This is a genomic window from Pseudomonas sp. 1121_17 (genome assembly GCF_052850745.1).
The window spans coordinates 268,889-287,725 of record NZ_VXCX01000005.1 but is presented as its reverse complement, the minus strand read 5'-3'; the positions used below and the strand labels follow the sequence as shown (position 1 = coordinate 287,725).

The following is an 18,837-nucleotide window of genomic DNA, read 5'->3' as shown; positions in this document are numbered from 1 at the left end:
AAAACCGTTTGACCCCCAAATCGCCCTTGCGGGGTGAGGGTCAAGACGGTATCTACGCTGACCGCGTACCCCATCGGGCATCGCTTGGGCCTGAAGCCAACCATCCATCCGCCAAGGTTGAAATCTTTCCCCCCTCCCCCCATATGAGTCTGCATCAGGCATTTTCGCCCCGCTGCGTGGAGACTCTCCCTTGACTACCATCGTTTCAGTCCGCCGCCACGGCAAAGTCGTCATGGCGGGCGACGGCCAGGTATCCCTCGGCAACACCGTGATGAAAGGCAACGCGAAAAAAGTCCGCCGCCTGTACCACGGTCAGGTCATTGCAGGCTTCGCCGGGGCCACTGCCGATGCCTTCACCCTGTTCGAGCGCTTCGAAGGCCAGCTGGAAAAACACCAGGGTCACCTGGTTCGCGCCGCCGTCGAACTGGCCAAGGAATGGCGTACCGACCGCTCCCTGAGCCGCCTCGAAGCCATGCTCGCCGTGGCCAACAAGGACGCCTCGCTGATCATCACCGGCAACGGTGACGTGGTCGAGCCAGAAGACGGCCTGATCGCCATGGGTTCTGGCGGCGCCTTCGCCCAGGCCGCTGCCCGCGCACTACTGAACAAGACTGAGCTGTCGGCTCGCGAAATCGCCGAAACCGCGCTGCACATCGCCGGTGACATCTGCGTGTTCACCAACCACAACCTGACCATCGAGGAGCAGGACCTGGCCGAGTGATCAGTTGTTCTGGCGTCCCGCTCAGCGCGGGACTTTTCCACACTGATTACTGTGCCTGAGGACCGAATAGATCATGTCCATGACCCCCCGCGAAATCGTCCACGAACTCAACCGCCATATCATCGGCCAGGACGACGCCAAACGCGCCGTCGCCATTGCCCTGCGCAACCGCTGGCGGCGCATGCAGCTGCCGGCTGAGCTGCGCGCTGAAGTCACCCCGAAAAACATCCTGATGATCGGTCCGACCGGCGTCGGCAAAACCGAGATCGCCCGTCGCCTGGCCAAGCTGGCCAACGCGCCGTTCATCAAGGTCGAAGCGACCAAGTTCACCGAAGTCGGCTACGTTGGCCGCGACGTCGAGTCGATCATTCGCGACCTCGCCGACGCTGCGTTGAAGCTGTTCCGTGAGCAGGAAATCATCCGTGTGCGCCATCGCGCCGAAGATGCCGCCGAAGACCGGATACTTGATGCACTGCTGCCACAGGCCCGCAGCGCAAGCAGCTTTGCCGAAGAAGCCGCGCCGTCGAGCAGCGATACCAACACCCGTCAGCTGTTCCGCAAGCGCCTGCGCGAAGGCCAGCTGGACGACAAGGAAATCGAGATCGAAGTAGCCGAGAGCATGGGCGTCGACATCGCCGCTCCACCCGGCATGGAAGAGATGACCAACCAGCTGCAGAGCCTGTTCGCCAACATGGGCAAGGGCAAGCGCAAGTCGCGCAAACTCAAGGTCAAGGAAGCGCTGAAGATGGTCCGCGAAGAAGAAGCGGGCCGCCTGGTCAACGAAGAAGAGCTCAAGGCCAAGGCCCTCGAAGCGGTCGAGCAGCACGGTATCGTGTTCATCGACGAGATCGACAAGGTGGCCAAGCGCGGCAATGTCGGCGGCGCCGATGTCTCCCGTGAAGGCGTACAGCGCGACCTGCTGCCGCTGATCGAAGGCTGCACGGTCAACACCAAGCTGGGTATGGTCAAGACCGACCACATCCTGTTCATCGCCTCCGGTGCATTCCACCTGAGCAAGCCGAGCGACCTGGTACCCGAGCTGCAAGGCCGTCTGCCGATCCGCGTCGAACTCAAGGCGCTGACCCCGGAAGACTTCGAGCGCATCCTGCAGGAGCCGCACGCGTCGCTGACCGAACAGTACCGCGAGCTGCTCAAGACCGAAGGCCTCACCATCGAGTTCGCGGCCGACGGCATCAAGCGTCTGGCCGAGATTGCCTATCAGGTCAACGAGAAGACCGAGAATATCGGTGCGCGTCGTTTGCACACCCTGCTTGAACGTCTGCTCGAAGAGGTTTCGTTCAGTGCTGGCGACCTGGCCAGCGCGCATGACGACACGCCGATCCGGATTGACGCCGAGTACGTCAACGGCCATCTGGGTGAGCTGGCGCAGAACGAAGATCTGTCGCGGTATATTCTGTAAGACCGTCGGGGGCCGCTTTGCGGCCCTTTCGCGACACAAGGCCGCTCCTACAGAGATCCTGACCCATGCCCCGCCTGCCCACCGCCATCAACCTGCACAAAGCCTCGAAAACCCTCGCCCTGACCTACGCCCCCGGCGAGGTCTACCATCTGCCCGCCGAATTCCTGCGGGTGCACTCGCCTTCCGCCGAGGTCCAGGGCCACGGCAAACCCATCCTGCAATTCGGCAAGATCAACGTCGGCCTCATCGGCGTGGAACCGGCCGGCCAATATGCACTGAAATTGATCTTCGACGACGGCCATGACAGCGGATTGTTCACCTGGGAATACCTCGAACAACTCAGCCTGCGTCAGGCCGAGCTGTGGGCCGACTATCTCGACGAGCTGCGCAAGGCCGGAAAATCCCGCGACCCTGCCGAATCGGTGGTTAAGCTGATGCTCTAGCGCAAGGATTGTCATGTTTAGAGCGCATTTTCTAATTTGCTCTGCTTGAATGGCTTGATGCCAGCCAGGGTTTGGGCTGTCTTGCGCAATACATGAAAGTCGGGTAACCAATGGAGCTGGCAAGCTCCCTGCATTGCATTCAGCCAAGCAGGGCCGAGCCGGTTGTTGTAGAGGTCGCGAGCGAAAGCAGGCTGTCTTCACACGCAGAATCCCCCGCAGCTCATCACCACTACGCATCCGCTCGCCGCAGCGCTGTTCCTTATCACTGGTCACCCGAGCGATCTGTACCGGCATGTGCTGCGTATCTGCCTCAGCCAGCCGGTACTCGTCTCAGGACAACGGAGCGTCGTAGATGAGTAACAAGAACAACGATGACTTGCAGCGCCAGGCCTCGGAAAACACCCTGGGCCTGAACCCGATCATCGGCATTCGCCGCAAGGATCTGCTCAGCACGGCGCGTACGGTGTTGCGCCAGGCCATTCGCCAGCCGTTGCACAGCGCCAAGCACGTCGCTCACTTTGGCCTGGAACTGAAAAACGTGCTGCTGGGCAAGTCCAGCCTGCAACCGGCCGGCGACGACCGCCGCTTCAATGACCCAGCCTGGCAACAAAACCCGCTGTACCGACGCTACCTGCAGACCTACCTGGCCTGGCGCCAGGAGCTCAACGACTGGATCAGCACCAGCGACCTGTCGCCACAGGACATCAGCCGCGGCCAGTTCGTCATCGGCCTGATGACCGAGGCCATGTCGCCGACCAATACCCTGTCCAACCCGCAAGCGGTCAAACGCTTCTTCGAAACCGGCGGCAAGAGCCTGCTCGATGGCATGTCCAACCTGGCCAAGGACATGGTCAGCAATGGCGGCATGCCCAGCCAGGTCAACAAGGACGCGTTCGAAGTGGGCAAGAACCTCGGCACCAGCGAAGGCGCAGTGGTGTTTCGCAACGACGTGCTCGAGCTGATCCAGTACCGGCCGATCACCGAACAAGTGCACGCCCGGCCGTTGCTGGTGGTGCCGCCGCAGATCAACAAGTTCTACGTCTTCGACCTGAGCCCGGACAAGAGCTTGGCGCGCTTTTGCCTGCGCTCGCACCAGCAGACCTTCATCATCAGCTGGCGCAACCCGACCAAGGCCCAGCGCGAATGGGGCCTGTCGACCTACATCGATGCGCTCAAGGAAGCGGTCGACGCGGTGCTGGCGATCACCGGCAGCAAGGACCTGAACATGCTCGGGGCCTGTTCCGGCGGCATCACCTGCACCGCGCTGGTCGGCCACTACGCCGCGCTCGGCGAGAACAAGGTCAACGCCCTGACCCTGCTGGTCAGCGTGCTCGACACCACCATGGACAACCAGGTCGCGCTGTTTGTCGATGAGCAGACCCTGGAGTCAGCCAAGCGCCACTCCTACCAGGCCGGCGTACTCGAAGGCAGCGACATGGCCAAGGTGTTTGCCTGGATGCGCCCCAATGACCTGATCTGGAACTACTGGGTCAACAACTACCTGCTTGGCAACGAGCCGCCAGTGTTCGACATCCTGTTCTGGAACAACGACACCACGCGCTTGCCGGCGGCCTTCCACGGCGACCTGATAGAGATGTTCAAGAACAACCCGCTGACCCGCCCGCAAGCGTTGGAAGTGTGCGGCACGGCCATCGACCTCAAGCAAGTCAAGTGCGATATCTACAGCCTGGCCGGCACCGCCGACCACATCACGCCGTGGCAGGCCTGCTACCGCTCGGCGCATCTGTTCGGTGGCAAGATCGAGTTCGTGTTGTCCAGCAGCGGCCACATCCAGAGCATCCTCAACCCGCCAGGCAACCCCAAGGCGCGCTTCATGACCGGTGAAGATCGCCCGGACAGCCCGCTGGCCTGGCAGGAAAACGCCATCAAGCACGCCGACTCCTGGTGGCTGCACTGGCAAGCCTGGCTCGGCGAGCGTGCGGGCGAGCTGAAAAAAGCACCAGCGCGGCTGGGCAATCGGGCCTATGTCGCCGGCGAAGCTGCACCGGGCACCTACGTTCACGAACGTTGAGCATGACCGCTACGGCCTAGCGCCGTGGCGCTTCGTTCCTCACAGAGTTTCGCGCATGCCGCAACCCTATGTTTTTCGCACCGTCGAGCTGGACGACCAGTCCATCCGCACGGCGGTTCGCCCAGGCAAGCCGCACCTGACGCCGTTGCTGATCTTCAACGGCATCGGCGCCAACCTTGAGCTGGTGTTTCCATTCATCGAGGCGCTTGACCCGGACCTCGAGGTAATTGCCTTCGACGTGCCCGGCGTGGGCGGCTCATCGACGCCGCGCCAGCCATATCGCTTTCCTGGCCTGGCCAAGCTGACCGCGCGCATGCTCGACTACCTCGACTACGGCCAGGTCAACGTCATCGGCGTGTCCTGGGGCGGCGCCCTCGCCCAGCAATTCGCCCATGATTACCCCGAGCGCTGCAAGAAGCTGGTGCTGGCGGCCACGGCGGCCGGCGCGGTGATGGTGCCGGGCAAGCCCAAGGTGCTGTGGATGATGGCCAGCCCGCGGCGTTATGTGCAGCCATCCCATGTGATGCGTATCGCCCCGCTGATCTACGGCGGCGCGTTTCGCCGCGACCCGCAACTGGCTGCCCGGCATGCCGCAAAAGTGCGCTCGGGCGGCAAGCTCGGTTATTACTGGCAACTGTTTGCCGGCCTTGGCTGGACCAGCATTCACTGGCTGCACAAGATCAGCCAGCCGACTCTGGTGCTAGCCGGTGACGATGACCCGTTGATTCCACTGATCAACATGCGCCTGCTGGCCTGGCGCATCCCCAACGCCCAGTTGCACATCATCGACGACGGCCACTTGTTCCTGATTACCCGAGCCGAAGCGGTGGCGCCGATCATAATGAAGTTTCTCGAGCAGGAACGGCAGCGCGCACGGATGCACCCGCGCCCCGCCAGCGGCACCTAGCAACGCCTGTGCATCTGGCGCTGGGCGGGCAGTGACGCCGCGACCGCGCTGGTGCAACCGACGCCATCACAACGAGGGAGTGTTGTCATGCAAGAAAAGCCGGCCAAAGGCAACTCACCCGCCCCGGTCACGGTGATGAATGTGCAGAACGCCATCACCGGCCTGCGCGGTCGCGACCTGATTTCGACACTGCGCCAGGTTGGCCGTCAGGGCCTGCGCGATCCGCTGCACACCACCCGCCACCTGCTCGCTCTGGGCAGCCAACTGGGCCGGGTGATGCTCGGCGATTCACCGCTACAGCCGCACCCGCGTGACACCCGCTTTGCTGACCCGACCTGGCAGGACAACCCGCTGTACCGACGCGGCCTGCAGGCGTATCTGGCCTGGCAGAAACAATCGCGGCTGTGGATCGAGCACAGTTCACTGTCGGCAGATGATCGCGCCCGCGCGCAGTTTCTGCTCAACCAGATCAACGACGCGCTGGCGCCGAGCAACTCGCTGCTCAACCCGCTGGCCGTCAAAGAGCTGCTCAACACCGGCGGGCAGAGCCTGCTGCGCGGCCTTGGCCACCTGCTTGACGACCTGCGCCACAACGACGGCATGCCGCGCCAGGTCGACCAGAGCGCCTTCGCCGTGGGTGGCAACGTGGCCAACACGCCCGGCGCGGTGGTGTTTCGCAACGAGCTGCTGGAGCTGATCCAGTACCAGCCGATGAGCGAGCAACAGCATGCGCGGCCGCTGCTGATCGTGCCGCCGCAGATCAACAAGTACTATATTTTCGACCTCAGCCCCGGCAACAGCTTCGTCCAGTACATGCTCAAGAACGGCCTGCAGGTGTTCATGGTCAGCTGGCGTAACCCGGAACCGCGTCATCGCGAATGGGGCCTGTCGAGCTACGTGCAGGCGCTGGAAGAAGCGCTCGATGCTTGCCGCAGCATTACCGGCAACCGCGACCCGAACCTGCTCGGCGCCTGCGCCGGCGGCCTGACCATGGCGGCCTTGCAAGGCCATCTGCAGGCCAGGAAGCAACTGCGCAAGGTGCGCAGTGCGACCTATCTGGTGAGCCTGCTGGACAGCCAGTTCGACAGCCCGGCCAGCCTGTTTGCCGACGAGCAGACAGTCGAAGCGGCCAAGCGCCGCTCGTACCAGCGCGGCGTGCTCGATGGCGCCGAAGTGGCGCGGGTCTTTGCCTGGATGCGGCCCAACGACCTGGTCTGGAATTACTGGGTCAACAACTACCTGCTCGGCAAGACCCCGCCGGCCTTCGACATTCTCTACTGGAACGCCGACAGCACGCGGCTGCCGGCAGCACTGCATGGCGACCTGCTGGACTTTTTCAAGCTCAACCCATTGGCCCACGCCGATGGCCTGGAGGTGTGCGGCACGCCGATCAATCTCAAGCAGGTCGAGCTGGACAGCTTTCATGTCGCCGGCAGCAACGATCACATCACACCCTGGGATGCGGTGTACCGCTCGGCGCTGCTGGTCGGCGGCAAGCAACGCTTCGTGCTGGCCAACAGCGGCCATATCCAGAGCATCATCAACCCGCCCGGCAACCCAAAGGCCTACTATCTCGACAACCCACGCCTGAGCAGCGACCCGCGCGCCTGGTTCCATGATGCCAAGCGCAGCGAAGGCAGTTGGTGGCCACTGTGGCTGGAGTGGATCGGCCAGCGCTCGGGGCCGCTGAAGGCTCCGCGCAGCAGCCTGGGCAACACCACCTATCCACCCCTGGCGCCGGCACCTGGCACTTACGTATTGGTGCGCTGACTCGATGAAGACCCGTGACCGTATCCTTGAATGTGCCCTGCAGTTGTTCAACCAGCAGGGCGAACCGAATGTGTCAACGCTGGAAATCGCCAACGAGCTAGGCATAAGCCCGGGCAACCTGTACTACCACTTCCACGGCAAGGAGCCGTTGGTCAACGGCCTGTTCGAGCGCTTCGAAGAGGCCCTGATGCCGCTGCTCGATCCGCCGCTGGACGTGCGCCTCGACGCCGAGGACTACTGGCTGTTCCTGCACCTGATCGTCGAGCGCATGGCCCAGTACCGTTTCCTGTTTCAGGACCTGTCGAACCTGACCGGGCGCCTGCCCAAGCTGGCCCGCGGCATGCGCAGCCTGATCAACGCGATCAAGCGCACCCTGGCGGCGCTGCTGGCCAGCCTCAAGGCGCACGGCCAAGTCACCAGTGAAACCCAGGCATTGGGGCAGTTGGTCGAGCAGATCACCATGACCTTGATGTTCTCGCTGGACTATCAGCGCGTGATCGGCCGCGCGGCCGACGTCGGGGTGGTGGTGTATCAGGTGATGATGCTGGTAGCACCGCACCTGCAAGTGCCCGCGCGGCGAGCGGCGGAGCAGTTGGCGATGAAGTATCTGGAGGGTTGAGCGCCAGTGTCCATGGCAAGCGCGGGGACAACAGCGGCGAGTGATCGCTGCGGTTGACCCCGCGCTGACATCAGCCTTGGCTAGCGGCGTTCAGCGGCGCCGACGGGGTATCGCCGGCGCTGGCCGAACCAGTCGCTGGCGTCGAGCTGGCGGCGGGTGCTGTAGCTGGCGTGGCCGCTGCCGGTTTGGCCGGCGCTTTCTTCACGGCGGGCTTTTTCGCCGCGGCAGGCTTGGCTGCAGCTTTTGCTGCCGGCTTGGCCACCGCTGCCTTGGCGGCTGCCTTGGCGGCGGCAGGTTTGGCTGCTGCAGGTTTCGCCGCAGGCTTGGCTGCTGCGGTTTTAGCGGCAGGCTTGGCCGGCGCCTTGGCCAGGGGTTTGGCGGCGGACTTGCCTGCGGCCGCCTTGGACACCGGCGTCACCGACGCGCCAGTCAGCTTCTCGATCTGCTTGGTCAGCGTGTCGACCTGCTGGTGCAGCGCCTTGATCTCGTTGCGGCTGGGTACACCGAGGCGCGAGATAGCACTGTTGAGGCGCTTGTCGAAGGCTTCTTCCAACTCGCCCCACTTGCCCAGCGCGCGCTCCTTGACGTCGGCAACGCGCGAAGAGGTTGCCGACTTGGCTTCATCAGCCGCCGAATCAACGGTCTTCTTCGCCTGCTTCTCGGCTTTTTCGCCGTCCTTGACCAACGAATCAAACAGCTTGGGGCCGTCCTGATCGACCTTGGAGTAGATACCCAGGCCAGCCAACCAGATCTTGCGGGAGTACTTCTCGATTCCGCCGATCCAGGAGCCGCCTTCTTTATCGATATTTTTCTTGCCAGCCATCCTGCTCTCCTTATGGTTTGCGCGCGACACGCTCGAGCAATTCGTGGAGTTGTTCCAACTTGATGGACAACGCCTCAACGTCATGTTTAGACGGAATGCCAAGGCGATTCAAGCCACGCGCGACACGCGCATCAAAAGCTTTTTCAATTTTGTCGAGTTGAACTTCAACCTTGCCACGTACGCGGCTGACTTCTTCACCGGCTTCATCGATCTGCTCGTTGGCGGCATCGAGCTTTTTGTCGATGACTTTCTTGCCACGCTTCTCGACGCCTTCGCCAGCCTTGAGCAGCTCCTTGAAGTAGTCGGTGCTCTCCTGGCCGACTCGGGCATAGGCGCCCAGGCCTGCCAGCCAGACTCTGCGCGCATAGTTACGCACTTCGTCCAGCGAGCCTTGGGCGTCGTCTTTTTTCTTCAGATTGATCTTGGCCATGCTCTGCCTCGCTCATAGGGGATGGAGGAACTGCCCACGGACTTCGGGCTTGAGCACAACGGTATGCAGAAAAATTAGAATTCTCACCCTAAGCGACGCAACCGCAACGGCCAGGCCCACGTTTGATGTATTTACCGCAGGCCACCACGGCCGCTGGCCTAGCGTACGAGCTCCTTTCGCACTGGAGACCCGCACCATGCCGCTTGCCGCCCCAACGCCCATCGCTTCGGTCAAACGCCTCGTCGCGGCGCGCTTCGCCAACCGCCCCACCCTGCGCCAGGTCATTGCCCACGAAGGTCTGGAGACGCTTGCCAGGCGCTATCCGTGGATTCGTACCAGCTACCCTCAGCTCGAATCGCTCGAAGGCTTCAGCATTATCCACGCCCAAGCCCCCGGCGCAGGGCCTGGGCAAAGCCCGCTGGTCGACACGCTGATCGCCCACCTGCTCAGCGGAAATCGCATGGCGTTGGCGCCGACCGATCAGCTCAGCCTGGCAACGGGACAGGTGTTTCACCCGCAGCAAGCCGGACCAGGCCAGCCAGAGATCGATCTGCGCATGGCCGACCTCAACCCGGATTTCGACGCCCTGCTGGCCTGCGTGATCGACAGCTTCCAGCAAGCCCAGATCGGCTTCTGGAACGCCCCCGACGATTCGGAAATCTCCGCTCTGCGCTGGATGCAACAGTTATTGAAAGCAAACCTGCTGGCCAACATCCAGCGCCAGGGCCTCGGCGACGCCGAGAAGAGCGTGCTGTACGGCTTGCTCGAGGGGCGCAGCGATGGCCTGGCGTGCCATGCCCTGCAGGTCAGGCTGAACAGCGCGGGGGTCGAGCACTGCCTCTCACTCAGCAGCACGTTGCTCTGCGCACGCCACGCCGATCGTGACTTGCTGCTCTGGTGCAAGCCCACCGGCACCGTGCACAGTTACCACGACCTGTCCGCCCTCGCCTGCGCCCTGCGCGACGAATTGGCACAGCGGTATCGCTTCGAATCGATGGTGTGGGCGAAGGCGCCGCTGGAGGAGGATGCGTTCGCACATCAGGCCCGCCAGCTGCTTAATGGCATCCTTGATGAGATTGGCCGCCTGCGACTGGCCGATATCGCTACCCCGCGTGAACTTGAAGCGGCGCTGAGCCTGCTCAGTGACCCTGCGGCCGGCTTTCTCGATCAGCCGTGGCAGCCAGCGGCCCACCCCACCATCGAAGTACCGGGCTGGCTGGCCCAGGCCAGCGCGGGCGATCGTTTCCAGTACCAGACAGCCATGCTCCAGCTAGCCGCCAGCCAAGCCTTGGCCAAAGGCGAGACCTCGTGGGGTGATATCGAAGACCTCAACCAGTACGCCTCACGCTGCCTGCGTGAACAGATGCACGCGGATCATCCCCAAGGGAGGCTGTTACAGCCAGACCAGGTGCTGGCGAGCATTGCCCAAAGGGTGCAGACCTCTTCGCTGACCTTCGAGCTTCAATACCTCAGAACCGAGTCGCTCACCGCGCTGGCCATTACCCGCCTGCAGGTCGGCGAGCATGAAGCGGTGACCGGCATTCTTCTGGCCGACGGCTCGCAACCGCCTCAATGGCTGACTCCTGAGTATGTCGACAGCTTAATACGGACAGTCGACATCGGCGGTCGCTACCCGGCGTACGTCAACGCCGCGCTGCAGGATGCCCGCAACACGGCCCACCGAGTGCGGCTGCACGCCCGCGAATGGCGCAGCCATCTGCTGCTCGGAGCCCTCCAGGCGAAGATCGCTGGCCAGTTGCGGGACCGCAGCTGGCAGGCGTTGGCCGATTTCTGTGACCGGCCCGAGGATCGCTCCAGCGTCCACGCCATCGCCCCGCTGGCGTTTCTCTGTGCGCCGCAAGCGGCTGCGGCCAATGAGGTCCAGGGCATGTTCCTGATCCGGCTCCAGGCGAACGGGCCCTGGGTGCTTTACCGGGCGCTTTGCAACGAGCAGGTCGTACGCGAATTCGACGACCTTGAGCAACTGATGGACAGCGTTCTCGCCGATCAGCCCCTGCAGCAAGACATGCTGGCCTGGATGGACGACGACGCTCGCGCGATCTACGAAGACGGTGGTTTCCAGCGACCGCACCTGCACCGTAATCTGTCGGAACTGGCGCACCTGCTGGCCCCTGCAGACATGCTGGATGCACTGCTGAGCCGATTGCGCCAGCCGGCAAGGGTGCGCTTCAGCGCCTGGCAGGGCGATCTTGACCAGCACATGTTCCAGGCCCGCGGCAAGGCCCTGCTGCTGCTGGCGTCCAGGCAAAGCGTCTCCAACGCTCAACAACGCTGGGCACTGATCAGCCAACTGGCCTGGCTGGCCTTCAACACGGTCGCATCGGTGCTACGCGGTCCAGCCGCGTCAGTGGCCTGGCTGATCATCAGCCTGGTGGCACTTAAGGATGACCTCGCCGCGCTGGAGCGGGGTACGCCTGAAGAGAAAGCCCTGGCTGTCACTGACGTACTGACCAACCTGGCCATGCTGCTGGTTCACGGTCATGCCAGCGGGGCGCAACCGGACACACTGTCCACACCGCTCAAGCCCCGTCTCGAAGGGCCCAGACCGCACGAACCCGGCGCCACGCTCAACCGTGAGGAGCCCTCTCCGGCGCCCTGGCAGGAACCCGTCGGCCAAGGCCGTCCGGCACCTTTGCGGGTGAGTGGTTGGCAGGGTGGGCAAGGCCTTGGCCATTTGACCGCGGGGCAACGTGAGACGCTGGCCGGCCTGCGCGCAAGGATCTCCCTCGCCGGGCACAGCGCCGAGCCGCACGGCCGCCTGCGCGGCCTGTTCAAGGTGAATGAGCGTCACTATGTGGCGCTGGAGCACGAGCCCTATGAAGTCCAGGAGACCTTTGCCGGTGTCCGTGTCATCGGTCCCGAGCAGAACCAGAGTGAATGGTCGGGGCAGTGGGGCGGCGCGCCGGATGGTTACTACCTGCCAGATCGAGAACGTGCCCAGGGCCCCTGGATAACTCGCTGGAACGGCGAGTGGCGGCTCGACCTGAGGCTGGCCGGCGGGATGCCGAAAAGCAGGCGCCAGGCGGTCGCAGAGAAAGTAGATCATTTCAACTCGCTGCAGGAGCGTCGCCGCAACAACGACAGCGAGCTGACCAAGCTGGTGCCGCTGGCAGAACGCAATGCGCAGTTGCTCAGCGCCTATGATCAAGAAGCCGCAGCTTTTCGAAGCGACATGGAAAAACTGCCGCCTGATGCGCGCGCAGCGCTCCCGGATGATCTGCGCATCCGTCTGGAAAACCTGCATGCACAGCGCAGGCAACACCGCCCCATCATCGGAATCCTGGCGTCCATTTTCGAGAAACAGGCGGCGATCATCGAGTCTAATATCGCCCTGTTCACTGAGCTCGGCGAGCCGCAGTACCAGCGTATGGATCCTCAAGGCCGCTCGAGCTATGCCGTCAGCCAGTGGTACGAGCAGCTCATCAACAACGATCAGTACCTTTATCAACGGTTACTGGAGCTGACCGATTATGACGTCCTCAACCAGCAATCCCGTGAACTCGCCCCCCTGCCTAGCGAGCCGGGGCAGATCGACTTCGTCGTCACGTTTCGCCGTAACGTTGCCACGGCCCTCACCACCCATCGGCGCCTGCTCACCGTGAGCGAGAGGCTAGACGCCAACATTCGCACGATCTTCGCCGACCACCGGATCCAGTTCGAGAACAAGCAGGTCAAGATGCGCAAGGCGGTTGCCTATCGCACCTATTCGACCCTCATCGTGCGTGCGCAGATCTTCAGCGATCTCGCCCAGTTGGTGGTGGACAGGACGCGTCTGGGACCGGAAAACTTCGAAGCATTGCTGCGCCTGCAGGTGGGCCTTCGCAACAAGGACTTCCAGCAGGCATTGCTCAGCCATGACGGCCTCGAAGGGAGCGCCCTGACGTCTGCCGAGCGCGTAGAGGTGCTGGACAACGCATTGCGCGAATACCGGGCCTCGCTAGGCAAGGCCCACGAACTGTTGTCGCTCGACGAGCCTGCGGTGGACAAGCCCAGGGTCGAACAATACATCCGCGAGCTTTCCCAACTGGAAGCGCTGACCGTGGAACAGTTAAGCGACAACCTGCGCGACAACGACAGTGGCGCCACGCCCCAGATTGCGCCGATGACCCACAGGGAAAGACCGGGCAACCGTCGCTTGATCCGCACCGCTCGCGGCAAGCCGCTGCTCGCCGAGCAGAACGATCAAGGCACGCAGGCTGTCCAGCATGACCCCGTCACCGACCAGGCGGTCAGCCACTACGAGCAGCGTGACGGCCAATGGGACGAGGCGCCAAAGACAGCGCCGACCCCGCCCGGTAACGCCTACCTGCGCCGCGTTGGCTCAAGCCTGCTGGCGCGCAAGGACGCCAGGCTCGCACTGGCCGCCCGCTACCTGAACGAGCCCAACAGCCTCGCCGACCTGCTGGACTGGCACATCCAGGACATGGACGGCATTGCCACGCAGCTTGAAGCCGGCCAAGAGCAAGCGCTTGCCATCCAACTGCGTGAGGCCATCGAGCAAATGCAAAGTGAAAAGCGCCGCCTGCTGACGCAGGCCTACCTTGATACCCGCCACCCTGACAGCCAGGCGTTGCACTTTCTGGTGGCGCAAGGCGAGGTACAGATCCAGCGCGTGCCGACCACGCTGCGTAAACGGCTCAAGGACAAGGATTACCTGGATGTCTATGCCATCAACCGCACGACGCCGCACCAGCAGCTATGGGAAGCGCACTTCCATTACTCCAGCGCACAAGCCGCGCCACGCGCGTTTGCCAAGGGCCACCTGAAGTTCTGGGAGCCACGCGCGATGAGCCGGGAAGAACAACTGCAGCGCACGGTAAACCCGGCTGAGCGGGTGCGCATCTACCGCGGGGATCTACGCCTGGAGCAGATCGAAGACCTGTTCCCGTTTTCCGCCCCATAGCACGCCTCACTGAGCGTGGCGGTACTGGGGCGGCTGCGCAGCCCATCGCGACGCAAGGTGAGCTGCGCCCCAAAAGTGGACGGGTGTCCAACATTTGGGGCGCAGCTCAGCGGCACATGCCTCAACACTGGAGGCTCAGGCCAGGGCCTTGTCCAATGCCCGTTCGATCTCGCCCTTGATGGTGCCGCTCATCATCGACATCATCATGCCCAGCTTCAGTTGCACGCGGATGAGGTCGTCGCCGATCTCGACGCTGCCCTTGGCGCCGCTGCGCGAAACTTCGACCCGATCACCCTGCCAGTTGGCTTCCAGGCCATATTCGCGGGTCAGCTTGTCGACCAGCGCCTCGGCCTTGGCGCGGGCGGCTTCGCGGCCGAGGGCGTGTTTGCGTTCAACGCTGATCTGGGTCATGCGGGCAATCCTGGATATAAAGACAATGGCGCCATTATGCCCGCCCCTGCCCGAGGGCACACCCCGCCAAGACAAATCCGCCCATTGCCCCTAGAATGGCGATACTTTTTTCCGGTGATGCGATATGAACGACCAGCGCAAAGGCGAACACGCCGAACCCACCACTCATTTCGGCTACAAAGATGTGCCAGAAAGCCAGAAAGCGAAGAAAGTCGCCGAGGTTTTCCACTCCGTAGCCGCCAAATACGACCTGATGAACGACGTGCTGTCGGGCGGCATGCACCGCCTGTGGAAGCGCTTCACCATCGAGCTGTCCGGTGTGCGCAGTGGCAACCGGGTGCTGGATATCGCCGGTGGCACCGGTGATCTGGCCGCCAAGTTCTCGCGCCTGGTCGGCCCTACTGGCCAGGTGGTGCTGGCCGACATCAACGAGTCGATGCTCAAGGTTGGCCGTGACCGCCTGCTCGACCGTGGCGTGGCCGGCAACATCGAATTCGTCCAGGCGGACGCGGAAAAGCTGCCGTTCCCGGACAACCACTTCGACTGCGTGACCATCGCCTTCGGCCTGCGCAACGTCACTCACAAGGACGATGCCATCCGCTCCATGCTGCGCGTACTCAAGCCCGGTGGTCGCCTGCTGGTGCTGGAGTTCTCCAAGCCGACCAGCAAGCTGATGTCCAAGGCCTACGACGCCTACTCGTTCGCCTTCATGCCGCTGGCCGGCAAGCTGATTACCAATGACTCGGAAAGCTACCGTTACCTGGCCGAGTCGATCCGCATGCACCCCGATCAGGAAACGTTGAAGGCGATGATGGTCGATGCCGGTTTCGACCGTGTCACCTATCACAACATGACCAGCGGTATCGTCGCCGTGCACCGGGGGATCAAACCCTGATGTTGCTGGCCGGGCTGCTCGCCAGCGTCGAGCATGGCCTCAACCGCGTCCTGCGTCTGGACAGCACGGCCTTGCCGCGGCTGGCCGCGTTGGAAGGCAAGGTGATCGCCATCGACTGCCTGCAGCCGGCCCTGCAGCTCTACATCCTGCCCGATGAAGACGGCCTGCTGCTGGCCGCGCATTGGGAAAGTGAAGCCGACTGCACCCTGCGCGCACCGGCCAGTAGCTTGATCCAGTTGGCCCTGGCCAAGGACAAGACCGCTGTACTGCACAGCCCGCAGGTGCAGCTGCACGGTGACAGCGCCGTGTTGCTCGACCTGATGGCCGTGCTGCAAGACCTCGAGCTGGACTGGGAGTACGAGCTGTCGCGCTGGCTGGGCCCGGTGCCCACCGCCCTGCTCGCCGGCCACCTGCGCCAGCGTGCACGCTGGACCCGGCAGGGCCTGGCGCGCTTCAGCCAGAACCTCTCCGAGTACCTTGCCGAAGAATCCCGTACCCTGGTCGGCCGCCGCGAAGCCGAGGCCGCATTCAGCGAGCTCGACCGCGTCAAGGTCGATGTCGAACGCCTCGAGGCGCGCATCCGCCGCCTTGCCCGATCCCTTGATACCAGCGATAACGCATGAAGTTGCTCGCCGTCCGCCGCCTGTTTCGTATCCAGCGTGTAGTGATTCGCTACCGCCTCGATGACATTCTGTTCGAGCAACCGCTGCCCTGGTGGCTGATGAGCCTGCGTCTGCTCATGCCCTGGCGCTGGCTGCCACGCAAGCCCTCGCCGCTCAGCCGAGGCGCACGGGTGCGCCTGGCGCTGCAGGACCTGGGGCCGATCTTCATCAAGTTCGGCCAGTTGCTGTCGACCCGCCGCGATCTGCTGCCAAGCGACGTCGCCGACGAGCTGATGTTGCTGCAAGACCGCGTACCGCCATTCGACCCGCAAAAAGCAGTGGCGCTGATCGAAGCGCAACTGGGCGCCAAGGTCAGCGAAGTGTTCAGCCGCTTCGATGTCGAGCCACTGGCCTCGGCCTCGGTCGCCCAGGTCCACAGCGCACGCCTGAAGACCGGCGAAGAGGTAGTGGTCAAGGTGGTGCGCCCTGGCCTCAAGCCGATCATCGCCCAGGACCTGGCCTGGCTGTTCCTGATCGCCAAGGGCGCCGAGCGGTTGTCCGCCGATGCCCGCCGCCTGCACCCGGTGGAAGTGGTCGGCGACTACGAAAAAACCATTTATGACGAGCTCGACCTGCTCCGCGAGGCGGCCAACTCGAGCCAGCTACGGCGCAACTTCGAAGGCTCCGATCTGATGTACGTGCCGCAAGTATATTGGGACCTGTGCCGGCCCAAGGTGCTGGTGATGGAGCGCATCTATGGCGTGCCGGTCACCGACATGGTGGCCCTGGCCGACCAGCGCACCGACATGAAGCTGCTGGCCGAGCGTGGCGTCGAGGTGTTCTTCACCCAGGTGTTCCGCGACAGTTTCTTCCATGCCGACATGCACCCAGGCAACATCTTCGTCAGCACGGTCAAGCCATGGAGCCCGCAGTACATCGCCATCGACTGCGGGATCGTCGGCAGCCTCACCGCCGAAGACCAGGACTACCTGGCGCGCAACCTGATCGCCTTCTTCCGCCGTGATTATCGCCGTGTAGCAGAGCTGCACATCGACTCCGGCTGGGTCCCGGCGCATACCAAGGTCAATGAATTCGAAGCCGCGATCCGCACCGTGTGCGAGCCGATCTTCGAAAAGCCGCTGAAGGACATCTCGTTTGGCCAGGTGCTGATGCGCCTGTTCCAGACCGCGCGGCGCTTCAACATGGAAGTCCAGCCGCAACTGGTCCTGCTGCAAAAGACTCTGCTCAACATCGAAGGCCTGGGCCGTCAGCTGTACCCGGATCTGGACTTGTGGAGCACGGCCAAACCGTTTCTGGAGCGCTGGATGCGCGAGCGCATGAGCCCCAAGGCGGTGCTGGGCAATATCTACAGTCAGGCCGAGCAACTGCCGCACCTGGCCGACATGACCCGCGACCTGCTCGAGCGCCTGTCGCAACCGCACCTGCACGACCCGCAGATGCCCGAGCGCCGTCGTAACGGTGATCAATGGGCGCTGCGCCTGCTCGGTGCCGGCCTGCTCGCTGGTGGCGCCATCCTTGCCACGGGCGCCGTCAACCTGGGTGCGCCAGCGGCGTGGCCGGCCTGGCTGATGCTCAGCGCCGGGCTGTACCTGGTGGTACGCCGATAGCCAGCCACGCTGCTGGCTGGCACACTAATGCAACAGGCCCGGTAGCGAAGCGGGCCCGGTTTTGGAGTCGACGATGAAAGACTGGCTGGACGAGATCAAGTGGGACAGCGATGGCCTGGTGCCGGCAATTGCCCAGGACCATAAAAGCGGTCGGGTGCTGATGATGGCCTGGATGAACCGCGAAGCGCTGGCCCTGACGGCCGCCGAAAACCGTGCTATCTACTGGTCGCGCTCGCGTGGCAAGCTGTGGCGCAAGGGTGAGGAGTCCGGCCATGTGCAGAAGCTGCACGAGATGCGCCTGGACTGCGACGCCGATGTGATCATCCTGATGGTCGAGCAACTGGGCCAGATCGCTTGCCACACCGGCCGCGAAAGCTGCTTCTACCGCGTCTTCGAAAATGGCCAATGGGTCAGCGTCGATCCGGTTTTGAAAGATCCCGATGCAATTTACCGCGCAGGCCACTGACATGAGCGATACCCTGACCCGTCTTGCCGAAGTACTGGAGGCCCGCAAAGGCGCGGCCCCGGATAGCTCTTACGTTGCCAGCCTCTATCACAAGGGTTTGAACAAGATCCTCGAGAAGGTCGGTGAAGAGTCGGTCGAGACCATTATTGCTGCCAAGGACGCTGCGCACAGCGGCGACTGCAGTGATGTCATCTACGAAACGGCTGACTTGTGGTTCCATAGCCTGGTGATGCTTTCGGCACTGGGGCAACATCCGCAGGCGGTGCTGGATGAGCTGGACCGCCGCTTTGGTTTGTCCGGGCATGATGAGAAGGCAGCGCGGCAGCCTTCGGCCTGATAGTGATGCACTGATTGATGGGGCTGCCTTGCAGCCTGTTCCGACCGATCCGGCGCCCCGGCAAGGCCGCTCCAATACAAGGAGCGTATTGGCGAAGCCGACACACCTTTTTCAGGAGTACAAAATGGGTATTTTTGACTGGAAACACTGGATCGTCCTGCTGGTCGTGGTGGTCCTGGTGTTCGGCACCAAGAAGCTGAAAAACTTCGGCGGTGACCTCGGTGAGTCGATCAAGGGCTTTCGCAAGGCCATGAGCGACGAAGAACACAAACCTGCCGAGCAGACCCCGCCGCCGGTGCAGCCAGTGCCACCAACCCAACAGCCGCATACCACAGCGCCGCTGACTCAACCGCACACCACCCTCGAGGGCCAGGCCCAGCCGGTCCAAGAGCAGCAGCGGAAAGACTGA

17 protein-coding genes are annotated in these 18,837 nt (G+C 63.1%); 14 read left to right on the top strand and 3 right to left on the bottom strand.

The annotated features are described in order from the left end of the window. Positions 1-190: 190 nt before the first annotated feature. The 7 genes from hslV (at position 191) to FW789_RS13140 (ending at position 7,912) form a co-directional block, all read left to right on the top strand. Positions 191-721: an ATP-dependent protease subunit HslV gene (gene hslV / locus FW789_RS13170; RefSeq protein WP_101315712.1), complete on the top strand. Its 531-nt coding sequence runs from the start codon at positions 191-193 to the stop codon at positions 719-721. A gap of 73 nt (positions 722-794) precedes the next feature. Further along, positions 795-2,141 carry an ATP-dependent protease ATPase subunit HslU gene (hslU, locus tag FW789_RS13165; protein WP_101315710.1) on the top strand — a complete coding sequence of 449 codons (1,347 nt, stop codon included), beginning with the start codon at positions 795-797 and terminating at the stop codon, positions 2,139-2,141. Positions 2,142-2,206: 65 nt separating this feature from the next. Beyond that, complete coding sequence (locus FW789_RS13160; RefSeq protein ID WP_103435770.1) at positions 2,207-2,584, top strand: gamma-butyrobetaine hydroxylase-like domain-containing protein; 378 nt, start codon at positions 2,207-2,209, stop codon at positions 2,582-2,584. Positions 2,585-2,936: 352 nt separating this feature from the next. Then, entirely contained in the window at positions 2,937-4,616 is a 1,680-nt protein-coding gene (phaC, locus tag FW789_RS13155) for a class II poly(R)-hydroxyalkanoic acid synthase (RefSeq protein WP_101315706.1), read from the top strand. Between the two features lie 55 nt (positions 4,617-4,671). Beyond that, the gene (gene phaZ, locus FW789_RS13150) at positions 4,672-5,523 is read left to right on the top strand and encodes a poly(3-hydroxyalkanoate) depolymerase (RefSeq protein ID WP_186701205.1); all 852 of its coding nucleotides are present in this window, start codon (positions 4,672-4,674) and stop codon (positions 5,521-5,523) included. An 87-nt stretch (positions 5,524-5,610) separates the two neighbouring features. Beyond that, a complete protein-coding gene (gene phaC / locus FW789_RS13145; RefSeq protein WP_340613191.1) occupies positions 5,611-7,293 on the top strand; it encodes a class II poly(R)-hydroxyalkanoic acid synthase in 1,683 nt (560 codons plus the stop codon). A gap of 4 nt (positions 7,294-7,297) precedes the next feature. After that, positions 7,298-7,912 (top strand): TetR/AcrR family transcriptional regulator, encoded by a 615-nt coding sequence (locus FW789_RS13140; RefSeq protein WP_186701207.1) that lies wholly within the window; start codon positions 7,298-7,300, stop codon positions 7,910-7,912. 70 nt (positions 7,913-7,982) lie between these two features. Here the strand turns inward: FW789_RS13140 and FW789_RS13135 are convergent, their stop codons facing one another. Both FW789_RS13135 and FW789_RS13130 read right to left on the bottom strand, forming a co-directional pair. Continuing rightward, positions 7,983-8,735, bottom strand: coding sequence for a phasin family protein (locus FW789_RS13135; RefSeq protein WP_446431543.1), 753 nt, complete (start codon positions 8,733-8,735; stop codon positions 7,983-7,985). Positions 8,736-8,745: 10 nt separating this feature from the next. Continuing rightward, positions 8,746-9,165, bottom strand: coding sequence for a phasin family protein (locus tag FW789_RS13130; protein WP_446431542.1), 420 nt, complete (start codon positions 9,163-9,165; stop codon positions 8,746-8,748). Between the two features lie 196 nt (positions 9,166-9,361). Here FW789_RS13130 and FW789_RS13125 point away from each other — a divergent pair, with 196 nt between their 5' ends. Further along, a complete protein-coding gene (locus FW789_RS13125) occupies positions 9,362-14,089 on the top strand; it encodes a hypothetical protein (protein WP_446431541.1) in 4,728 nt (1,575 codons plus the stop codon). A 135-nt stretch (positions 14,090-14,224) separates the two neighbouring features. On the opposite strand, the gene FW789_RS13120 is transcribed toward FW789_RS13125, so the two are convergent. Then, positions 14,225-14,500 carry a polyhydroxyalkanoic acid system family protein gene (locus FW789_RS13120; RefSeq protein WP_101315693.1) on the bottom strand — a complete coding sequence of 92 codons (276 nt, stop codon included), beginning with the start codon at positions 14,498-14,500 and terminating at the stop codon, positions 14,225-14,227. 124 nt (positions 14,501-14,624) lie between these two features. On the opposite strand from FW789_RS13120, the gene ubiE reads away from it, so the two are divergent. The 6 genes from ubiE to FW789_RS13090 all read left to right on the top strand — a co-directional run bounded on the left by ubiE (position 14,625) and on the right by FW789_RS13090 (position 18,837). Beyond that, positions 14,625-15,395: a bifunctional demethylmenaquinone methyltransferase/2-methoxy-6-polyprenyl-1,4-benzoquinol methylase UbiE gene (gene ubiE, locus FW789_RS13115; RefSeq protein WP_101315691.1), complete on the top strand. Its 771-nt coding sequence runs from the start codon at positions 14,625-14,627 to the stop codon at positions 15,393-15,395. Then, positions 15,395-16,018, top strand: a complete 624-nt coding sequence (locus tag FW789_RS13110) for a ubiquinone biosynthesis accessory factor UbiJ (RefSeq protein WP_186701209.1) — start codon at positions 15,395-15,397, stop codon at positions 16,016-16,018. The genes ubiE and FW789_RS13110 overlap by 1 nt, the downstream gene beginning before the upstream one ends. After that, positions 16,015-17,625, top strand: coding sequence for a ubiquinone biosynthesis regulatory protein kinase UbiB (ubiB, locus tag FW789_RS13105; protein ID WP_103435763.1), 1,611 nt, complete (start codon positions 16,015-16,017; stop codon positions 17,623-17,625). Before FW789_RS13110 ends, ubiB begins: the two co-directional genes overlap by 4 nt. A 73-nt stretch (positions 17,626-17,698) precedes the next feature. Next, positions 17,699-18,091: a phosphoribosyl-AMP cyclohydrolase gene (gene hisI, locus FW789_RS13100; protein WP_101315685.1), complete on the top strand. Its 393-nt coding sequence runs from the start codon at positions 17,699-17,701 to the stop codon at positions 18,089-18,091. A 1-nt stretch (position 18,092) separates the two neighbouring features. Further along, positions 18,093-18,428, top strand: coding sequence for a phosphoribosyl-ATP diphosphatase (locus tag FW789_RS13095; protein WP_101315683.1), 336 nt, complete (start codon positions 18,093-18,095; stop codon positions 18,426-18,428). A gap of 124 nt (positions 18,429-18,552) precedes the next feature. Then, positions 18,553-18,837, top strand: coding sequence for a twin-arginine translocase TatA/TatE family subunit (locus FW789_RS13090; RefSeq protein WP_101315681.1), 285 nt, complete (start codon positions 18,553-18,555; stop codon positions 18,835-18,837).

Excerpts from the sequence above, each read along its gene's own strand:
- ubiE (WP_101315691.1), top strand. The coding sequence starts at position 14,625 with ATGAACGACCAGCGCAAAGGCGAACACGCCGAACCCACCACTCATTTC.
- FW789_RS13090 (WP_101315681.1), top strand. The coding sequence starts at position 18,553 with ATGGGTATTTTTGACTGGAAACACTGGATCGTCCTGCTGGTCGTGGTG.
- FW789_RS13140 (WP_186701207.1), top strand. The coding sequence starts at position 7,298 with ATGAAGACCCGTGACCGTATCCTTGAATGTGCCCTGCAGTTGTTCAAC.
- FW789_RS13120 (WP_101315693.1), bottom strand. The coding sequence starts at position 14,500 with ATGACCCAGATCAGCGTTGAACGCAAACACGCCCTCGGCCGCGAAGCC.
- FW789_RS13110 (WP_186701209.1), top strand. The coding sequence starts at position 15,395 with ATGTTGCTGGCCGGGCTGCTCGCCAGCGTCGAGCATGGCCTCAACCGC.
- phaC (WP_101315706.1), top strand. The coding sequence starts at position 2,937 with ATGAGTAACAAGAACAACGATGACTTGCAGCGCCAGGCCTCGGAAAAC.
- FW789_RS13135 (WP_446431543.1), bottom strand. The coding sequence starts at position 8,735 with ATGGCTGGCAAGAAAAATATCGATAAAGAAGGCGGCTCCTGGATCGGC.
- phaZ (WP_186701205.1), top strand. The coding sequence starts at position 4,672 with ATGCCGCAACCCTATGTTTTTCGCACCGTCGAGCTGGACGACCAGTCC.
- hslU (WP_101315710.1), top strand. The coding sequence starts at position 795 with ATGTCCATGACCCCCCGCGAAATCGTCCACGAACTCAACCGCCATATC.
- FW789_RS13130 (WP_446431542.1), bottom strand. The coding sequence starts at position 9,165 with ATGGCCAAGATCAATCTGAAGAAAAAAGACGACGCCCAAGGCTCGCTG.
- FW789_RS13095 (WP_101315683.1), top strand. The coding sequence starts at position 18,093 with ATGAGCGATACCCTGACCCGTCTTGCCGAAGTACTGGAGGCCCGCAAA.
- hisI (WP_101315685.1), top strand. The coding sequence starts at position 17,699 with ATGAAAGACTGGCTGGACGAGATCAAGTGGGACAGCGATGGCCTGGTG.
- FW789_RS13160 (WP_103435770.1), top strand. The coding sequence starts at position 2,207 with ATGCCCCGCCTGCCCACCGCCATCAACCTGCACAAAGCCTCGAAAACC.
- phaC (WP_340613191.1), top strand. The coding sequence starts at position 5,611 with ATGCAAGAAAAGCCGGCCAAAGGCAACTCACCCGCCCCGGTCACGGTG.
- FW789_RS13125 (WP_446431541.1), top strand. The coding sequence starts at position 9,362 with ATGCCGCTTGCCGCCCCAACGCCCATCGCTTCGGTCAAACGCCTCGTC.
- ubiB (WP_103435763.1), top strand. The coding sequence starts at position 16,015 with ATGAAGTTGCTCGCCGTCCGCCGCCTGTTTCGTATCCAGCGTGTAGTG.